This window comes from Candidatus Defluviilinea proxima (genome assembly GCA_016721115.1).
In the GTDB taxonomy this organism is placed as follows: domain Bacteria; phylum Chloroflexota; class Anaerolineae; order Anaerolineales; family Villigracilaceae; genus Defluviilinea; species Defluviilinea proxima.
On record JADKIW010000001.1, the window covers coordinates 693,086 to 711,722 of the forward strand.

Genomic DNA, 18,637 nt, shown 5'->3' on the forward strand with positions numbered 1-18,637 from the left:
TTATCAAGAGGAGAAACCATGGATCCTACAGCTTTAATCGGTTTGGGTGCTTCAGGCTTCACGATCGCGATCATTTGTATCAGTGTTCTCTGTATGCTAGTCACCACGGCCGCGGCCGTCGCAATTCCTATTTATTTAATGCGTAAGAATCAACAGAGAGCAGAAAACCTGATGGCAAGGGGCACGCAGGGCGAAGCGACCATCCTTGCACTTCAAGATACAGGTATGTTCATCAATAACAATCCGCAGGTCAAGATCACGTTGGAAGTCCGCATGCCGATGTATCCTGTTTATCAAGTTACAAAGACCATGACCATTCCGCTTATCAGACTGGCACAGGTGCAAACGGGTGCCGTGGTTCAAGTGATGGTGGATATGTCTGACCCGACCAACCCTGAAAAAGTAGGATTACTTTTAAAGTAAAAAGAAATCCGCCTTATCGGCGGATTTTTATTAGACTCCAAGAAGGCTTCTGATCATGCGTGCAAAGTTCCCTGTCACAGTACACTTGTTTTTCTTTCGGGAAAAACAAATTTTGTTGTTGCGTCGCTTCAACACAGGCTATTGCGATGGTGAATACAGCGTCCCTGCGGGGCATTTGGATGGCGGTGAAACTGTCAGTGGCGCGGCGGCTCGTGAGGCAGAGGAAGAGATCGGGGTCCGTATTGAGGCGGGCGATCTTCGCTTCTCCTCCGTTATGCATCGCATCGAAGGCGATGAACGTGTGGACTTTTTTGTCCAAGTCCAAAAGTGGAGCGGAGAGCCGTTCAATGCTGAGCCTGATAAATGCGACGAACTGCGTTGGGTGGATATGAACTCATTGCCCGAGAATACAATCCCCTATGTGCGGCGCGCAATTGAGAATTATTTGAATGGTGTTACGTTCAATGAGTTTGGATGGCAATGATGGGACATTTACTTTTAGAAGGCGGCGCGGAATTTGGCAGGCGGATGCGTGACCCTGATCTGCGCGCCATCGAACTGGCGGGCGGATTCGACGTTCCGCTTCGCATCATCCCGACGGCTGCTGCGCCAGATCATAACTACGACAACGCTGGAGGTATTGGCACGCGCTGGTTTAGGGGTCTCGGCGTCAGGGATGTGGCCTCCCTCAAGATCATAGACAAGCCGAGCGCAAACAATGAAGAGTTCGCAAGTTCTTTGCGCTCGGCAAAAATGATCTACATGCTCGGGGGCTTCACTCATTATCTCGGTCAAACACTCAAAGACAGCATCACATGGAAGGCTTCGCTTGATGCTTACAAAAACGGAGCCGTCATCGCAGGCTCAAGCGCGGGTGCGATGGTGATGTGTCAGTTCTATTATGACCCCAGTTCAGGGACAGTTGTAGAAGGGTTGAATCTCATTCCCAATGCACTCGTCCTGCCGCATCACGATACTTTTGGTAAACGCTGGGCGCCCAAACTTATGCAAGAAATCCCAAATGTGACCTTGATCGGCGTCGACGAACAGACCGGCATGTTGGATGATGGCCCAAACAACACATGGACAGTTCACGGGCGCGGCGGAGTGACACTGTATAGAAATGGTCACACAGAAACACACAAAGCGGGGAAAGCGTTTTCGATCTAGTGTAGGTGACAGTCACTTCAAAAGTGACTGTCACCTTTATAATTAGCCATTATGTTCGATATCTCAAACGCACGCTTTACCTTTTTAGACTTGGAGACCACCGGTCTCTCGCCGTGGTTCGGCGACCGTATTTGCGAGGTGGGGATCGTTATCACCGAGGGGAAACGCATCAAGGAACAGTATCAGCAACTCGTTTATCCTGAACGTCCGCTTTCGCCGGGCGCCGCCAGCACGAACGGCCTCTCCGATGAAGATTTGAAATCCGCGCCATCGTTCGAAGAGGTCGCTGATGAAGTGTTGGACTGGCTGAAAGGTGCGGTCGTGGTCTGTCACAACGCACAGTTCGACATCCAATTTCTCGACAGTGAATTCAAACGCATCGGGCGCGAGATACAGATCCCCAACTTGATCGACACATTGAATCTGGCGCGTCAATTCTATGATCTGCCGTCTTACAGCCTACTCTCCATCGCGGAAGCGTTCCACGTGCCGGTCACAGCCGCCCATCGCGCCTTGGATGATGCCCACACCGCGCGTGGTATCTTCTTCGGCATGATGGATGGGTTGAAGCAATACAACAAACCGCTCGATGAGTACATCGGCATTTACAACTCACCCGTCTGGCCCAACGAAGGGATCCAACTCCCGACCGAATTGGGCGAAGCCATCTACAGCACCAAGCGTCTCCACATCCGCTACGTGGACGGAGACGGTCAGGAGACTCAGCGTTGGATCACGCCCAAGCAAGTGATGGGCTTGGCCGATTATGTCTACTTGCAAGCACACTGTCATCTGCGCAACGCCGAACGCAATTTTCGGCTGGATCGAATCGTAGAAGTGAAGGTGGAAGAATAAACCCCAAGGTTTCGTTAGGGGCATAGCGGAACAAAAAAGGATTCTGACGGTTTATCGTCACGCTGTGCCCTTACCTGTAGCTTGAGTACACTTTAGAGGAGCCATGTACGAATTTACAGAAGAAGACCTGAAATACAACAAACGCGGACAGCTCAGCCCCAGCCAGAAAGAATGGCTGAAGATGATCGCACGCGGCGCCCGCAGTTTCTCGTGGAAGAATTCATTCATCGCGATCGGTTTTGCGTTTCTTGGGCTTTGCATCATCCTTGCCTTGAACCTGCAAAATGAACGTACACGTGCCGCATTATTTTCTGACCCTATAAATCTGATCGTACTGGCTGGCTTAATCCCTCTTATTGTGGGAATCCTTGCCTTCTTCATTTTTCTAAACCATCGCAACGCAAACAAACTGGAGAATGCCGTGATCTCCTCCGCATCAGGCGCAGTTCGTCATGACAGCGATTCATCAGGCGAAAGTGGGATCACCACCTATTATGTGATCGTTGGAAAAAAGAAATTCAAATTTGCGGACGATATGAGTTCGAAATTCAAAGAAGGCGAGAAGTACAAGTTCTATTATTGCAAAGCAGGGGTGTATGAATTTGTGATGTCATACGAAATAATGTAGGGGACGGCAGCTGCCGTCCCCTAAGGTACAATCGGGGGCATATGAAAGAATTCATCTACTCCCGTAATGCAGTCTACGAAACCTTGCGTGCCAAGCGCAGGGATGTGTTCAAGATCGAGTTGGGCGATAACGTTCAAGTTAAAGGCAGGCTGGCCGAAATCGTGGCGCTGGCTGGACAACGCAAGATTCCCATCGTCAAAGTGAAGCGCGCGCAATTGGATAAGGTCCACGAGAACAATCAGGGCATCATCGCCGAGGTTAGTGCGTATCCGTACAGCGACGAAGTCGATATCCTTGACCATGCCAAGAAACAAAGCGAACAGCCTTTCATCCTTTTGCTCGATTCATTGAATGATCCGCAAAACTTCGGCACGCTCATCCGCACCGCCGAGGCGGTCGGTGTGCACGGCATCATCATTCCACTGGCGCATACGGTGGAAGTCACACCGTCCGTGGTCAATGCCTCGTCGGGCGCGAGTGAACACATGCGCATCGCGCGGTCGAATCTCGCACAGTCCATTGATGCTCTCAAGGCCGAGAACATCTGGGTAGTGGGTCTTGATCAAAACGGAGAAACGGTCGGGGAGAAGACAAAGCGTCATTTAACGGGAGCAACTGCCGTCGTAGTCGGAAGCGAAGGCGAAGGCATCCGTCAACTCACGCGCGCGAAATGCGACATCATCCTGCAACTTCCCATGCGCGGTCAGATCGAGTCGCTTAACGCGGCTGTCGCTGGTTCGGTCGCGTTGTATCTTGCGTACCTGAATCGAAATTCGTAAGGGCGGATCGCGATCCGCCCCAACAAGGAGCGTAAATGCCTCAAGCAACTTATCATTTCCCACGCGGATTTTTATGGGGGACGGCGACCGCCGCGCATCAAGTAGAAGGCAACAACACCAACAATCAATGGTGGAAGTGGGAACAAGACGGTCATACCAACGGGACATCTGGTCTGGCATGCGATTGGTGGGGAGGCCGCTGGAAAGAAGACTTCGACCGCGCCGCAGAGGGCGGACAGAACGCTCATCGCTTCTCGGTAGAGTGGAGCCGCATCCAACCGACGCCCGATACTTGGGATGAAAACGCGCTCGAACATTATCGCAACATGTTGCGCGGACTGAAAGAACGCGGCATGACCGCGATGGTCACATTGCATCATTTCTCCGACCCGTTATGGTTATATGAACGATGCGGCTGGGAGGAAGAATCGGTTGTGCCTTTGTTCGAAAAGTTCGTACGCAAAACAGTGGATGCATTGAAGGAATATTGCACATTGTGGTGCACGATCAACGAACCGAATGTGTATGCGTTGAGCGGTTATGTAGTGGGGACCTTCCCCGCTTGCAACAAGGGGGTGAACATCGCTGTGAAGGTGCAAGCCAACATGTTGCGCGCTCATGCTATTGCGTATCGCACCATCCACGAGATACAACCTGAAGCGCGTGTGAGCTATGCTTTGCATTACCGCCCGATGGTGGCACACAGCAAGTCCCCGTTGGATGCGTTAATGCGCAACATTCAATACAATGGGCTCAACATGGCGTTCCCAAGCGGTATCAGCACAGGCGTGATGAAATCTCCATTGGGAAGTGTCCGCATCCCTGAAGCCAAAGGCACACAGGATTATGTCGGCCTCAACTATTATTCCGTGGATACCGTGCGGTTCGATATCACCAAACCGCAGGAAGTATTCGGCACACGCTATTACCCCAAAGATTCTGATTTCAGCCCGACAAAGTTCATCGCCAACATCCCCGAAGGTATCTTCGACTCGATCAAATGGGCAATGAAGACATATCCCGATACGCCGATCCTCATCACCGAGAACGGAGTGGAAGATGCGGAGGATAAATTGCGTCCGCGGTATCTCGCGCAACATATTCATCAGATATGGCGCACGGTCAACTTCAATTGGCCTGTGAAGGGATACTTCCACTGGTCCTTGGTGGATAACTTCGAATGGGAACGCGGCTGGACTCAACGCTTCGGCCTTTGGGGCTTGGATGTAGAAACACAAAAGCGCATCAAACGTCCCAGCGCCGATTTCTACGCCGAAATCTGCAAAGAGAACGGCATCTCAAGTGAGATGGTGCAGAAGTATTGTCCCGAAGTGTTTGACAAGTTATTTCCCGTGTAGAAGATAACTACGAATTACTTTATTAGCAGTGACAGCTACGCTTATCGCCACTCATTTCTGCGGACTTATTCGATCATCCCAAGGTGTTCGACAAACATTTCCGTAATTAAGGTTGTACTTGATTTTTTGAAAAGCTATTGGGTTTAGGAGTAAAATACAGAAGCAAACTTATAAGCATGCTCAAAGGGTGGATTTGACAAAGTGTCTTGTGAACTTTAGATGTACTGAGGATAGGTCATCCAATACAAACCTTGTTCAGCTGTAAGAATTCAAGAGGTGATTTATGCTTACGTACATCGTATTGCTGGGTCCTCCTGGAGCGGGAAAAGGTACACAATCTAAAGTTTTGGAAACCGAACTCGGTTTGCCACATATTTCCACGGGAGGTATTTTCCGTGAGAATATAAAAAACGGCACACCATTGGGCAAATTGGCGAATACATATATAAGTAAAGGTCATCTGGTACCAGATGACGTAACAATCGCCATGTTACGTGAACGCTTCACACAGCCAGATTGCAAAACTGGAGCCATCTTGGATGGCTTTCCACGTACACCTATCCAGGCAGATGAACTTGAAGTCTTGTTGAATAGTTTAGGGGGGCAGGTCAACTTCGTCCTTCTTATCACCGCCCCCGTAGAGTCCTTGATTGACCGGTTGGCGGGAAGATGGATTTGCAAAGCATATGGTCACGCTTTCCACGAACACTTCAATCCACCCAGAGAAAAAGGAATATGCGATATCGATGGCTCTGGTCTTTATCAACGCGAAGATGATAAAGCTGAAACGATCCTAAACCGTATTGAAGTCTATCAAAACCAAACAGCCCCTCTGATCCAATATTATCAGGAGCGTGGACTTCTGATCGAAATCAATGGTACTGCGACAATTGAAGAAGTTTCCAGTCAAGTGATGTCTGTATTACAAATGGAGAGGTCTTCTGGTGATTAATGATGTAACTTAAGCGCTTACCCCGCTTCGATTTTGCTCTTTTGTGACCCAAAGCATTCTCAAATTACTATCAGGCAAACCTTTTGAAATCGCCAAGCACTCAAAGGTTGTAGATAGCCCAAAAGCCTAGCCACAGAGACACTGAGGCACGGAGTTTTTTAAATCCTTTTTCTCAGTGTCTCTGTGGTTAAAAGTTTTTGAATAGAACGTTCAAGCATTTCAACCTGTAACGAATTTCTCCGTGATAAAATCCTGTCCCTATGACACACGCAGAACAAATCGCATCCCAACTTAACGTCAAACCATCGCAAGTGACCGCCGTCATCAACCTGATCGACGAAGGCAACACCGTCCCATTCATTGCCCGCTACCGCAAGGAGATGACAGGTTCTCTCGACGACGAACAGATCCGCATCATCGCCGACGAACTTGTCCGTTTGCGGGCGCTGGATGAACGTCGCACCGCTATCCTTGCCTCCATTGAAGAACAAGGCAAACTTACTGACGAATTACGCGCCAGCATCAATGCCGCCGTCACCATGACTGCACTCGAAGATCTGTACGCGCCTTATAAAAAGAAACGTCGCACGCGTGCCATGGTCGCCCGTGAAAAAGGACTGGACGCACTGGCAGAATTGATCATCGAACAATCGGGCAAAGGTTCACCCGAAGAGATTGCAAAGCAATTTCTCAACGACCAAGTCACAAATATCGAAGAAGCCTTGCAAGGCGCACGTGACATCGTCGCTGAAACGATCAGTGACAATGCCAACGTCCGCGCCGCGACTCGCGAGAAGGCTCTCAAGTTCGGCAAGATCCGTGTGGAAAAGATCAAAAATGCCGTGGACGAAAAAGCCGTTTACGAATCCTATTACGCGTTCGAGAACCGCGTTGACCGCCTCATGCCGCACCAGATCCTTGCCATCACACGCGGCGAAAAGGAAGGCATCCTGCGTGTGCATGTGGATGTCGCTGAACGTGATTGGCTCGATGCCATTCAAGCTGAATTCGAAGAAGATATCATCAGTCCCTTCGCTGAACAACTTGAGCTCGCTGTCCGAGATTCAGCCGAACGATTATTGCTCCCTGCCATTGAACGCGATGTCCGCCGCGAAAAAAGCGAAGCCGCTGATAACCATGCCATCCAAGTCTTCGCCACCAACCTGCGTGCGTTGCTCGGGCAAGCTCCACTTGCCAATCATGTTGTGCTAGGCATCGATCCTGGCTTTCGCACAGGTTGTAAGGTCGCTGTTGTAGATGCCACAGGCAAACTACTCGATACAGGCACGATCTATCCGCACGAACCGAAGAATGATTGGAATGGCGCGATCAAAATTCTCGAAGACATGATCAACCGTCATCATGTCACGCTCATCACCATCGGCAACGGCACCGCCTCACGCGAAACCGAAAAATTGGCGGCTGAACTCGTAAGGGCGACTCGCGAGTCGCCCCAACCAACCAAATATCTCATCGTCAACGAAGCAGGCGCATCGGTCTACTCTGCATCACCCCTCGCACGCGCCGAATTCCCCGATCTCGATGTCACCATTCGCGGCGCGGTATCCATTGCCCGCCGTGCGCAAGATCCGCTGGCCGAACTTGTGAAGATCGATCCCAAGTCCATCGGCGTGGGCATGTATCAACACGATGTCGATCAAACCGCCCTCACACACGCCCTCGATGGCGTTGTCGAAAGCGTGGTCAACCGCGTCGGTGTGGATGTCAACACCGCCAGCCCCGCTTTGCTCACACATGTCGCGGGCATCGGTCCCAAACTCGCGAACAACATCGTCGCTCATCGCGATACCAACGGTCCGTTCAAATCACGCACCGCGCTTCGCAAGGTGGCAGGGCTTGGACCCAAAGCGTTCGAACAAGCGGCAGGCTTTATGCGGATTCGAAACGGGTCGAACCCGTTGGATGAGTCAGCGATACATCCTGAATCCTACACAATAGCTGAATCCATTCTCGCTCTTGCCGGACTTTCAGCTGGTTCGCCATTAAGTGACCGTATCTCCGCCTTGGAATCTCTCACATCAAAAACTTCAGTTGAAGAATTAGCCAAGCAATTGAACTGCGGTGTTCCAACACTAAAAGATATTCTCGAACAACTCGTCCGCCCAGGACGTGACCCGCGCGCCGACACACCCGCACCCATCCTGCGCTCTGACGTACTCAAAGCCGAAGACTTGCTGACCGGCATGCAACTCAAAGGGACAGTCCGCAACGTGGTGGATTTTGGCGCCTTCGTGGATATCGGTGTCAAAGGTGACGGCTTGTTACACCGCACCCAGATCCCCAACGGTACCGTTCTCAAAGTTGGTGACATCATCGATGTGGAGATCCAAAAGATCGAACCCGAACGTGGACGCATCAGTCTCGGTTGGGTAAAGTAACTCGATATTCAAAAGTGGTCATCGTATAATAAAACGATGACCACTTTTTATATTCAAGACATCTCTCAAGTAAAGGGCAGATAATGAAACTGAAAGCAAGGCAGATAGTTTACTCGATCGTATCATTCGTTATTCTCACGGGTTGTACTTCTAAGCCATCTCAAATCCCAACTGTTGAATTTACATCCACTCCAAAACCAACTTTCACCCTTATCGCCGAACCGACAGGTACTCCCAATCCAACAAGCACACCTGAAGCAAGGATATATACACCTGAAGACAGTACATCCCCAAATGGCGAATGGAGAGGAGTAGTCACTATTACGACTATGGGGGAAGATATAAATATACTTTTTGAGCTTTCAAACATTAACAACGGCCAAGTTTGGCAAGTCGAACACAAGGATATTAAAGAGCCAGAAAATCCAATGGAAGGTTATTTATATCCTTATATATTCAAGTGGTCCGATAACGGCAATTTTCTGTATTATTCGCATCTTACAACAGGCGGCGATGGGTGCTACATACCTTAGAAACCGGGTGGTTATGATTTCAGGAGATTCGACCTGTTAACAGGTGAAGACACCTTGCTTCAAGAGAAAAGGGGTACTTGGTTTGCATTATCGCCCGATGAAACCAAATTGGCATACATTCATGGATGGGATGGAAATGTTACTTTGCTCGATATAGAAAAGCAAACATGGGAGGCAATTCCCCTACCACCTATAACCAATGTAGACGGAGCGGTCGATACAACCGAGCACATATTATGGTCACCCGATGGTAACTCCTTCGTTTATGCGGTTCTATGGGGAGACTGTGGTTGGTATTTATTTAGTTATATCATGCAGTTCGATATCAATACTCACACACAGACTGTCCTTATCAACAATGATGAACATGGTTATCTCCCGTTAGAGTGGAATGAGCAAGAAAAAATTTTGTTACTGGATAATGAAAATCATAACTGGTGGCTTGACCTAACCACAAAAAAAATCACTCCTATAAACCAATGAACCTTCCTTCTGAATTCATTTCCAACATACAAGGCGTTTTCAAGGAAGAGGGACATGCCTTTTTGAAGGCATTACCCAACCTGATCACAGAGGCATCCGCGCGCTGGGGCTTGACCGATGTTCGCCCTGCGCCAACGCTTTCTTATAATTTTGTGGCATTTGCACGTAGGGGCAAGGTCATCTCGCCCTATGACACGATTAGCCCTCAAACAAAAGGTCGGGGGGACCCCGCCCCTACCGATGTTGTACTCAAAATGGGTGTGCCGAACGACGAAATGAGAAGTGAAATGGCAGCGTTACGTCTCTTCGATGGGGAAGGCGCATGTAAATTACTCGATTACGATGAAGAACGATGTTGGATGTTGCTGGAGAAGTTGAATCCCGGTGTGATGCTATCCACGTTGGAGGATGATGAGGAAGCAACTCATATTGCGGCGGATGTGATGAAGAGGATATGGGTGCCTTTGGAATCGGACAGCTTGCTGTCCGTGCGGGAGCAAGCTCCCGCATTCCATAAATTCATTCAACTCACCGATTGGTTCGATGGGTTGAAACGATTACGAAATATGTACGATGGAGGAACAGGGCCATTGAACGAGAAACTTGTGGAACGTGTAGAAAGTTCGGTGAAGGATTTCTTTGCTGAGAATCACAGTCCCGTTTTGATGCATGGGGATTTTCATCACTTCAATATTTTGTCTTCGGAACGTGGATGGTTGGTGATCGATCCAAAGGGAGTCATCGGGCCTGCAGGGTATGAAGTAGGACCGTTTATGATCAACCCGTGGGGAAAGCTTTCGGACGGAATCAGCCGTCCCTTAATATTGAAGCGGATCGATATCCTGCATGAGCATTTGGGATTTGAACGTGAAAGAATCCTAGAGTGGAGTCTGGCACATGCAATCCTATCTGCATGGTGGGGCGTTGAAGATCGTACAGGCTGGGAATATGCATCGAATTTCGCAGAGATGCTTGCATCTCTTTAAAACTGAAACGGCCTCCCAAACGGGAGGCCGTTATATTCAACAAGGCAGACTACATTCCAAGCAGGCTGAGGATGGCATAGGCCAACGCCAATGCTGGGGCTACGAACGCGGGGATCAACCCACCGATGGCAGGGATCACACCGAGGCCAACAACAAGGAAGAACAGCCACATGCACCAACCGGAAATTGTCTTGGGTGTTGAAATTTTCATTTTATATTCTCCTTCAAGGAATTAAATACAAGCTCCACAGCTTGTTGACTAAGAAAACACCGGCACATAGGGGCGGTTACGAAAGTTGTGACATGTTCACCTAAACCCGATGTTTGATTTTGGTAAGAGGCAGTTCTTCAGGGTCTCCAGAGAATATAAACACGGATGATAGAATGGACGACTATGACTACGATTACATCCCCTGCTGAATTTTCAATGCAACGCCCAGTGCAATATGACCGCACTGGCCCTGTTGCCTGGGTTTGGTCACACGCGCGGCGTCACTGGTGGATCATCATTATGATGGTTATTGGCGCGGCGGGCAATGCGGGGCTGGCCGCCGTGGTGCCCGTGCTGACAGGCAATGCGTTCAATGCTATGTTGCAACCGAAACCTGATACCAGTGTATTGTTACCGCTCGCGTTGATCATCGGTATTTCACAAGTTATTCGCGGCGCTCTGCAGTTTGGGCGCAACTTCGGCGCAGAACTTCTGGCACAAAATATGGAACGTCAGGTGCGCGATGAGCTGTACCTTTCCCTGCTTGGCAAGAGCATGACCTTTCATAACCTGCAACCCGTTGGCGATACGATGGCACGCGCTACGAACGATGTACGCGAACTCAACTATATGTTCAGTCCGGGCGTCAACCTCGTTGTGGGGTCGTTCATCTTCATCCTGATGCCCATCTTCGTGGCCGGGCGATATCATCCGTCGCTGGTCATCACGCCGGTCGTGTTCATCATTCTGTATTTCTTTTTCCTCGTCCACTATCTAAAAACGCTTTCACCGGTCACAGACGAAGTACGTTCCTCGTTCGGCGAAATGAACACGCACCTTTCCGAATCATTGGACGGTGTGGAGGTGGTAAAAGGCGCTTCACAGGAAAATGCTGAGGTGGATAAATTTGTGATGAACGCCAGCCGCGTGCGACATGCCTTCGTCAAACAAGGTGACCTCGAGGGACGTTACGTCGCAATGCTTCTGCTCGGTTCCGCCTATGCTTTTGGGCTGTTTCATGCTCTTCTGCTTTTCCGCAGCGGACAAGTTGATCTCGGTGGCGTGGTGGCATACTTCGGCTTGTTACGTCTACTTGAGTTCCCCACTTTCACTGCGACCTTTGCCTATTCACAAATATCTTCGGGTATCTCCGGCGCGCGCCGCATTCTGGAGTTGATCAACCGCGAGACCAACCTCGACCAAAATGCACAAGGATATGCCGAACCAATGCGAGGCGAGATCGAGTTCCGGGATGTGGAATTTGCCTACCCAACAATGAAAGAGGAAAAAAGCAAAGGCTCCACTGAAAACGTCTTGAGCGGTATCTCCTTCAAAGTCAAACAGGGACAGACCGTTGCCATCGTTGGGCAAACCGGTGCGGGAAAAACTTCCCTGGTGAAATTATTGAATCGTACCTACGATACAACACGCGGACAAGTCCTTGTGGATGGCGTAGATGTACGCGATTGGAATCTCGCGTCGCTCCGTTCGCAGATTTCGATGATCGAACAGGATATTTTCCTCTTCTCACGTTCTGTCAGCGATAACCTCGCTTTCGGGAAACCGGGAGCAACTCAAAGTGAGATCGAAGCGGCGGCCAAGTCCGCACAGGCCGATGACTTTATCCACTCGTTCGATAAAGGATATGAGACTGTGGTCGGTGAACGCGGCGTCACATTATCGGGCGGGCAACGTCAACGCATTGCGCTGGGACGTGCCTTCCTGACCGACCCGCACATTCTGATTCTGGATGACTCCACATCCGCCATCGACTCGGCCACCGAGGATAAGATCCAACGCGCCATCTCCAACGCCGCCCGAGGACGAACGACCTTCATCATCACGCATCGTCTCTCGCAGATCCGCTGGGCCGACTTAATCATTGTGCTTCGCAAGGGCAAGATCGCCGCGATAGGCACACACGACGAATTGATGAAAACATCCGAGGCATACTCGAGAATTTTTAGGGAGTAGTTCTTAGCGGTTGGCGATTAGCTCTTAGCTTAAGAGCTAACTGCTAAGCGCTGATAGCTAACAGCTAAAGGCTAATCTATGGGTTTCTTTGCAGGACTTAACGACGAAAAATATGACCGACAATACAGCGACCGCGATCTGACGCGTCGGATTTTCGGGTACTTCAAACCACAGGCAAAACGGCTCACATCGGTGATGGGCTTGGTGATCGTGATCGCGGTCATCGGCGCGGCATTACCGGTGGTAGTTGCACGCATGGTGGATCTACTTAAAGGCGAACCAACATTTACAGCCATTAGCTTAGTTGGGTTGGCAGTGTTGTTGATCGGCATCGGCACATGGGGTTTGAACTGGGCGCGTCGTAGTTTGGTGGTGCGTGCCGTAGGCGATGTAGTGCTCGACCTACGTACACGTGCCTTCCGTGCGGCGGCAGAACATGATCTCTCGTTCTATGATCAATTCTCCTCAGGTCGTATCGTTTCACGCATCACATCCGACACAAACGACTTCGGCCAGCTCATTATCATCATCACCGATGTTGGTTCACAATTTGTACAAGCCTTCATCCTTGGTGTGGTCTTGTTTCGCACCGACCTGAAACTTTCGCTGATGCTCATGGCTTTTCTGCCGATCATCTTCGCAATCGCATCAGGCTTCCGCGTGCTGGCACGACGCGTCACCAAACGCGGCATGAAGGCCATGTCCGATGTCAACGCGGCGATCAAGGAAACGATCAGCGGCATCAGCATCGCCAAGAACTTCCGCCAGGAAGCAAGCATCTTTGAATCGTTCGACGAATCGAATCAACAATCGTATCGCGTCAACGTACAACGTGGGTTTGTGCTTTCTTTGGTCTTCCCCACGCTCAATGCACTCGGTGGAGTTTTTGTAGCCATCCTCGTATATGTTGGTGGCTTCAACGCGGCGCAGGGTATCCTTGCGGTTGGCGCATGGTATCTTTTCATCATGAGTCTTGATCAGTTCTTCTTCCCCGTGCTAAACCTCTCCGCATTCTGGGCACAGATCCAGGCAGGCCTCTCCGCCGCCGAACGTGCCTTCGCTTTGATCGATGCCGATCCCAATGTGATCCAAACGGATAAACGGGACGTACCTGCCCTCAAAGGCAACATCCACTTTGATGATATTCACTTCCGCTATACGGACAACGAACCGATTCTGACTCACTTCAACCTGCTCATACAGCCCGGAGAGAATCTTGCCCTTGTCGGACACACCGGTGCAGGCAAGTCATCCATTGCCAAGTTGATCGCTCGTTTCTACGAATATCAGCAGGGACGCTTGCTCATCGACGGTCACGACATCCGCACATTTGATCTCGCGCAATATCGCAAGCAACTTGGCATTGTGTCACAGGTCCCGTTCTTGTTTTCGGGGACGGTGGCAGATAACATCCGCTATGCCGCACCAAACGCATCTGAACAGGAAATGCTAGAGATGGCACGCAAGATCGGAGATGGAGAATGGTTGGAAACGCTCCCGAACGGGATCCAGACCGAAGTTGGGGAAAGAGGCGCGCGGCTTTCAATGGGACAACGTCAACTTGTAGCGTTGATGCGCGTCCTGATGCAGAAGCCCGCCATCTTCATCCTGGATGAAGCGACTGCGAGCATTGATCCGTTCACAGAGTGGCAGATCCAACAGGCGCTGAATCTCATCCTGAAAAATTCGACAAGTATTTTGATCGCGCATCGCCTATCGACAGTGAAGGCGGCAGATCGAATTGTTGTGATGGAAAAGGGAACGATCATCGAGGAAGGCAATCACGAAGGCCTGCTCGCACAAAGCGGACATTACTCAACGCTATACAACACGTATTTCAGGCATCAAAGTCTGGCGTATGTGGAAAAAGCAAGAGAGATGATCAACAAATGATTTTTATAAAACATCCCGAAGGTTCGTGAACCTTCGGGATGTTTTTGTTTTACGGCAGTCGCGCGTAATAAAGAGTTGGAGTTTCGTACGGCGTTTTGAAGAAAATGAACTCAATTACTTCCGGACGGTTGAACCCAACCACAGACCATTTGACAGAAGGACTGGCGTCAAAGGAACCTCCACTGGGATGCTCCAAGAACAATTTCGGACCATCCCAACTTCCATTGGCATTCTTCTTGTTCGTACATATGCTATCCATCGAATCTGCCGAGCGGCACAAAGCATCGCCAGTCGTGTTCTTAGGATGACCATGCCCAATAATGTAGATCTGTCCGGCGGCATCGATCGCAAGAGCCGGGTCATGGGTGAAAATGCTCAAGGCAGTATCCACCCAGGCAGAGCCGTTATTTGTAACGTAATGGACTCGTCCGTAATCGCCTGAAACACAACAACTTTCTATATACGCCAAATGTTTTACACCTGCTGAGTCGATAATCAGACTGGGGCCTTGATCGACATTGATACCGTTGTCATGAAAAGTCCATACAGAGGATGTGCTGGCACTATCGACACTGCCCCAACTTCCATTACTGGTTCGCGTGCGAGTACGGATCTTTGCCGGGGAGTCCGCTTCAGAAACCCAGGCGATCGTGAGCGAATTATCCACTGGTGAAACTGCCAAGGAGGGATGGTTCGCATTTCCCGATGTATCCACTTGCGTAAATGACGCTTCGACCGGTGTAAGTGCATTGGTCGAACTCGTGTATGTATAGGAACGGTGCATGATATGGTTTGTATTTGTCCAATAGGCAACATGCAACTTGCCGGTCAAATCCACCATTCCAGTGACGCCGCTTGTACCCACATACAAGACCGAACTTACTGTACCGCCATCTGTAGCAAGAGAAACGGCTGGTTTGAAGGTATTTGTGGTGGTGTCGAATGGATAATCTTTTACCTGACCGGAACGTGTATTAATGATCGCATGAACAATGGTCCCGCCATCATATATCGCGTCAACTGAGAGGATCTCACTGGCCTCTGTGAATTGAACTGGGGATACGAAGTCTGATGCACTATTGGGTAAGCCGGGATTTAACGTTCTATACACACGCAAGGTTCCTGAGCCTTGCTGATTCGCAAAAATATATAAGTGATCGGCATTCGTGCGGACAACCTGATGCGGGATAACATCGGAACCGCCAAGACCTAATGGAAACGTAACAGAAGATACAGATGAAGTCGGCACAATAGGCGTTATTGTGGCCGTTCTCGTTACAGTGGGAGAAGGGGTTTGGGTGGCAGGTACGCCTGGCGTATTTGTCGGCGTCCTGGTCGGTGTGTTGGTCGGCGTTGTGATAGCACTGGTCGCTGTTCTTGATGGGGTCGCAACTGAGGCAACGGTTCCTCCACCAAAGTCATCCAACACGGAATTGCTTGCGCTGGAGAACCATAAACCTATATAACCCGTGCTTGCAGAGTAAGTCCAACTACTGGCATCGCGCGAACCGATCAACGAGCCATTACGATACACTTCCACGGTTCCATTCGCTTTTGCACGTGCACCTAATCGATCTCCATTCGCCATGGTCACTGAGATATTCGTACCACGTTGAACCCATCCCTGCGCACTGGAATACGTCCACACTTGAACCCACTTGCTGGCCGCATTGTATAAAACACCGATAGCACCACCATTCCAGGAAGTCTGGCTTTGCGATTTAAGAAGCAATGCATGTTGGGTGCCCGCCGCATCAAGAGTGGAAATAGTCATGAACGCTTCTTGTTCAGCCCCATATAACGTTGTCCATAGTACTGGTCCGCCAGAGCCAACATCCAAACGGTTGGAAACGATGCTATATCCTGAAGTCGTACCATTCCAACCTGCTCCTACCGCTCCATTTGCACGATTGAAATTATCCAACACAATGGACACTGGAAACGCTGACGTCGGTGTTCTTGTCGGCGTGAATGATGGTGTGTACGTTGAAGTGAATGTAGGTGTACTTGTCCGGGTATTTGTTTGTGTAAAAGTAGCTGTATTGGTTGGAATAGTTGTTGGTGTAAAAGTAGACGTTTCTGTCTGGGTTGTTGTATTCGTCAAAGTAAACAGAGGCGTACTAGTAGAAGTTGATGTCCTGGTGGAAGTAGGTGTACTGGTGGAAGTTGATGTCCTAGTTGCTGTTGGGGATAACGGAGTATTCGTTGAACCTGCTACTACATTTCCTCCACTAAAATCATCGATAACCGCATTACCTGAACCGACAAACCATATTCCCGCGTAGCCTCCACTGGTTGTATAGGTCCAAGTGCTGGCGTCGCGTGAAGCAATGCTAACCCCATTGTGATATATATCTATTGTCCCATTTGCTCGCGCACGCGCACCTAATTGATCTCCATTGGACATGGTCAATGAGATATTTGTGCCGTGTTGGATCCATCCCTGTACACTGGAGTAGCTAAAGACCTGTACTCTCTTGTTAATTGCATCATATAACACCCCAATAACACCGTTGTTCCATGATGTTTTACTTTGGGATTTGAGCAATATCGCTTGTTGTGTGCCTGCAGGGTCAATCGTAGAGAACGTTGTATAAGCATCTTGGTCTGTGCCAAATTGTGTTCCCCAAAAAATTTGGCCGCCGGAGCCAATATCCAAACGATTCGATACGACACTAAATCCTGAAGTGGAACCGCTCCAATTAGTACCAGGGGCACCATTGGCTCGATTAAAGTTATCCAATACACTTGTGGATTGAAGCTTAACAGGGGCAGTAGATGTGAAACTCATATTACTCATCAACAAAAGACCCATCAAAGCTAAAGACAATATTCTGTTTATTTTCGTTTTAAGTTTATTTCCCATAGTGATCGAATTATAAACGATGCTGTAATCTAGACAAATCCGCCGATTAGGGGTGATTGGCATCCGCCACTTAGGGGAAATGCACTAGGAACATTATTTGGAAAAAGCAAGAGATTTGATCAAGGATCAACCTGCCAGCCAACAAGCCACCCAATGACCGGGTCGCACTTCGCGGAAGGCTGGTTCATCTTGCGAGCACAAGTCTACAGCTACGGGACAGCGTGTATGAAAGCGACAACCTGACGGTGGATTGAGCGGGCTGGGGATATCGCCTTTGAGAATGGTGCGTTCGCGTTTTAAGTGTGGGTTGGGAATCGGTATGGCAGACATCAACGCCTTAGTGTATGGATGTAATGGACTGCGATAGAGTTCATCACGCGTTGTCAATTCAACGATCTTGCCGAGGTACATGACCGCCACACGGTCTGAGATATGTTCGACGACGCTGAGATTATGGGCAATAAACAGATAAGTGAGATGGAATTCGCTCTGGATCTCTTTCAGGATGTTCAATATCTGCGACTGAATGGAAACATCCAATGCGGAAACGGGTTCGTCGCAAATCACGAATCTGGGCATCAATGTCAATGCGCGCGCAATACCAATACGTTGACGTTGCCCGCCTGAAAATTCGTGAGGATAACGGCGGGCATGATATTTTTCCAAGCCCACCCACTTCATCACTTCCATCATGATCTCAAAGCGGCGCTCCGGCATACCGATACCGTGGATATTCAAGCCTTCCATGATGGATTCGCCAATCGGCACACGTGGGTCAAGCGAGGCATAAGGATCTTGAAAAATGATCTGCATCTCACGCCGGATATCTTTCATCTCGCGCCCTTCAAGGTGTGAAATATCCCTGCCATCGAAAATAACAGCACCAGAAGTAGGCTCAGTCAAACGAAGAATTGTGCGTCCAACAGTGGTTTTACCGCAACCCGATTCCCCCACTAAACCCAACGTCTCCCCCTCGTTGATCGTAAAGCTGACATCATCAACTGCGCGGACATGGTTGGCCACTCGCTGGAGCAACCCTGTCCGCACAGGAAAATATTTCACCAAGTTTTCAACACGGACCAACTCGCGATTCGAGTGTTTCTTTCCGTATTGATATTCACTCATAA

Annotated in this window: 17 protein-coding genes; 14 read left to right on the forward strand and 3 right to left on the reverse strand. The window is 49.6% G+C overall.

Annotated features, from left to right (window positions below):
* The first annotated feature begins 18 nt into the window (after nucleotides 1–18).
* From IPP66_03185 to IPP66_03240, 12 genes are all read left to right on the forward strand, one after another.
* On the forward strand, nucleotides 19–423 hold the full coding sequence (locus tag IPP66_03185) for a hypothetical protein (GenBank protein MBK9924272.1): 405 nt from the start codon (nucleotides 19–21) through the stop codon (nucleotides 421–423).
* Nucleotides 424–478: 55 nt separating this feature from the next.
* Nucleotides 479–907 carry an NUDIX domain-containing protein gene (locus IPP66_03190; protein ID MBK9924273.1) on the forward strand — a complete coding sequence of 143 codons (429 nt, stop codon included), beginning with the start codon at nucleotides 479–481 and terminating at the stop codon, nucleotides 905–907.
* Nucleotides 898–1,593: a Type 1 glutamine amidotransferase-like domain-containing protein gene (locus IPP66_03195; GenBank protein ID MBK9924274.1), complete on the forward strand. Its 696-nt coding sequence runs from the start codon at nucleotides 898–900 to the stop codon at nucleotides 1,591–1,593. Before IPP66_03190 ends, IPP66_03195 begins: the two co-directional genes overlap by 10 nt.
* Nucleotides 1,594–1,644: 51 nt before the next feature.
* A complete protein-coding gene (locus IPP66_03200) occupies nucleotides 1,645–2,448 on the forward strand; it encodes a WYL domain-containing protein (GenBank protein MBK9924275.1) in 804 nt (267 codons plus the stop codon).
* Nucleotides 2,449–2,551: 103 nt separating this feature from the next.
* Complete coding sequence (locus IPP66_03205; GenBank protein MBK9924276.1) at nucleotides 2,552–3,076, forward strand: hypothetical protein; 525 nt, start codon at nucleotides 2,552–2,554, stop codon at nucleotides 3,074–3,076.
* 41 nt (nucleotides 3,077–3,117) lie between these two features.
* Entirely contained in the window at nucleotides 3,118–3,855 is a 738-nt protein-coding gene (gene rlmB, locus IPP66_03210; protein ID MBK9924277.1) for a 23S rRNA (guanosine(2251)-2'-O)-methyltransferase RlmB, read from the forward strand.
* Nucleotides 3,856–3,890: 35 nt separating this feature from the next.
* Nucleotides 3,891–5,213, forward strand: coding sequence for a glycoside hydrolase family 1 protein (locus IPP66_03215; protein MBK9924278.1), 1,323 nt, complete (start codon nucleotides 3,891–3,893; stop codon nucleotides 5,211–5,213).
* Nucleotides 5,214–5,496: 283 nt separating this feature from the next.
* Nucleotides 5,497–6,165: an adenylate kinase gene (locus tag IPP66_03220; protein ID MBK9924279.1), complete on the forward strand. Its 669-nt coding sequence runs from the start codon at nucleotides 5,497–5,499 to the stop codon at nucleotides 6,163–6,165.
* Between the two features lie 260 nt (nucleotides 6,166–6,425).
* Complete coding sequence (locus IPP66_03225; protein ID MBK9924280.1) at nucleotides 6,426–8,564, forward strand: RNA-binding transcriptional accessory protein; 2,139 nt, start codon at nucleotides 6,426–6,428, stop codon at nucleotides 8,562–8,564.
* Between the two features lie 83 nt (nucleotides 8,565–8,647).
* Nucleotides 8,648–9,097: a hypothetical protein gene (locus tag IPP66_03230; protein MBK9924281.1), complete on the forward strand. Its 450-nt coding sequence runs from the start codon at nucleotides 8,648–8,650 to the stop codon at nucleotides 9,095–9,097.
* 54 nt (nucleotides 9,098–9,151) lie between these two features.
* The gene (locus IPP66_03235; GenBank protein MBK9924282.1) at nucleotides 9,152–9,580 is read left to right on the forward strand and encodes a hypothetical protein; all 429 of its coding nucleotides are present in this window, start codon (nucleotides 9,152–9,154) and stop codon (nucleotides 9,578–9,580) included.
* Nucleotides 9,577–10,566 carry a phosphotransferase gene (locus tag IPP66_03240; protein MBK9924283.1) on the forward strand — a complete coding sequence of 330 codons (990 nt, stop codon included), beginning with the start codon at nucleotides 9,577–9,579 and terminating at the stop codon, nucleotides 10,564–10,566. The genes IPP66_03235 and IPP66_03240 overlap by 4 nt, the downstream gene beginning before the upstream one ends.
* A gap of 49 nt (nucleotides 10,567–10,615) precedes the next feature.
* Here the strand turns inward: IPP66_03240 and IPP66_03245 are convergent, their stop codons facing one another.
* On the reverse strand, nucleotides 10,616–10,777 hold the full coding sequence (locus IPP66_03245; GenBank protein MBK9924284.1) for a hypothetical protein: 162 nt from the start codon (nucleotides 10,775–10,777) through the stop codon (nucleotides 10,616–10,618).
* A 183-nt stretch (nucleotides 10,778–10,960) separates the two neighbouring features.
* Here IPP66_03245 and IPP66_03250 point away from each other — a divergent pair, with 183 nt between their 5' ends.
* Together IPP66_03250 and IPP66_03255 are read left to right on the forward strand one after the other, a co-directional pair.
* Nucleotides 10,961–12,751 carry an ABC transporter ATP-binding protein gene (locus IPP66_03250; GenBank protein ID MBK9924285.1) on the forward strand — a complete coding sequence of 597 codons (1,791 nt, stop codon included), beginning with the start codon at nucleotides 10,961–10,963 and terminating at the stop codon, nucleotides 12,749–12,751.
* A gap of 78 nt (nucleotides 12,752–12,829) precedes the next feature.
* Nucleotides 12,830–14,644: an ABC transporter ATP-binding protein gene (locus IPP66_03255; protein ID MBK9924286.1), complete on the forward strand. Its 1,815-nt coding sequence runs from the start codon at nucleotides 12,830–12,832 to the stop codon at nucleotides 14,642–14,644.
* Between the two features lie 49 nt (nucleotides 14,645–14,693).
* On the opposite strand, the gene IPP66_03260 is transcribed toward IPP66_03255, so the two are convergent.
* Nucleotides 14,694–17,435 (reverse strand): hypothetical protein, encoded by a 2,742-nt coding sequence (locus IPP66_03260; protein ID MBK9924287.1) that lies wholly within the window; start codon nucleotides 17,433–17,435, stop codon nucleotides 14,694–14,696.
* Nucleotides 17,436–17,636: 201 nt separating this feature from the next.
* On the reverse strand, nucleotides 17,637–18,635 hold the full coding sequence (locus IPP66_03265) for an ABC transporter ATP-binding protein (protein ID MBK9924288.1): 999 nt from the start codon (nucleotides 18,633–18,635) through the stop codon (nucleotides 17,637–17,639).
* Between the last annotated feature and the right edge of the window lie 2 nt (nucleotides 18,636–18,637).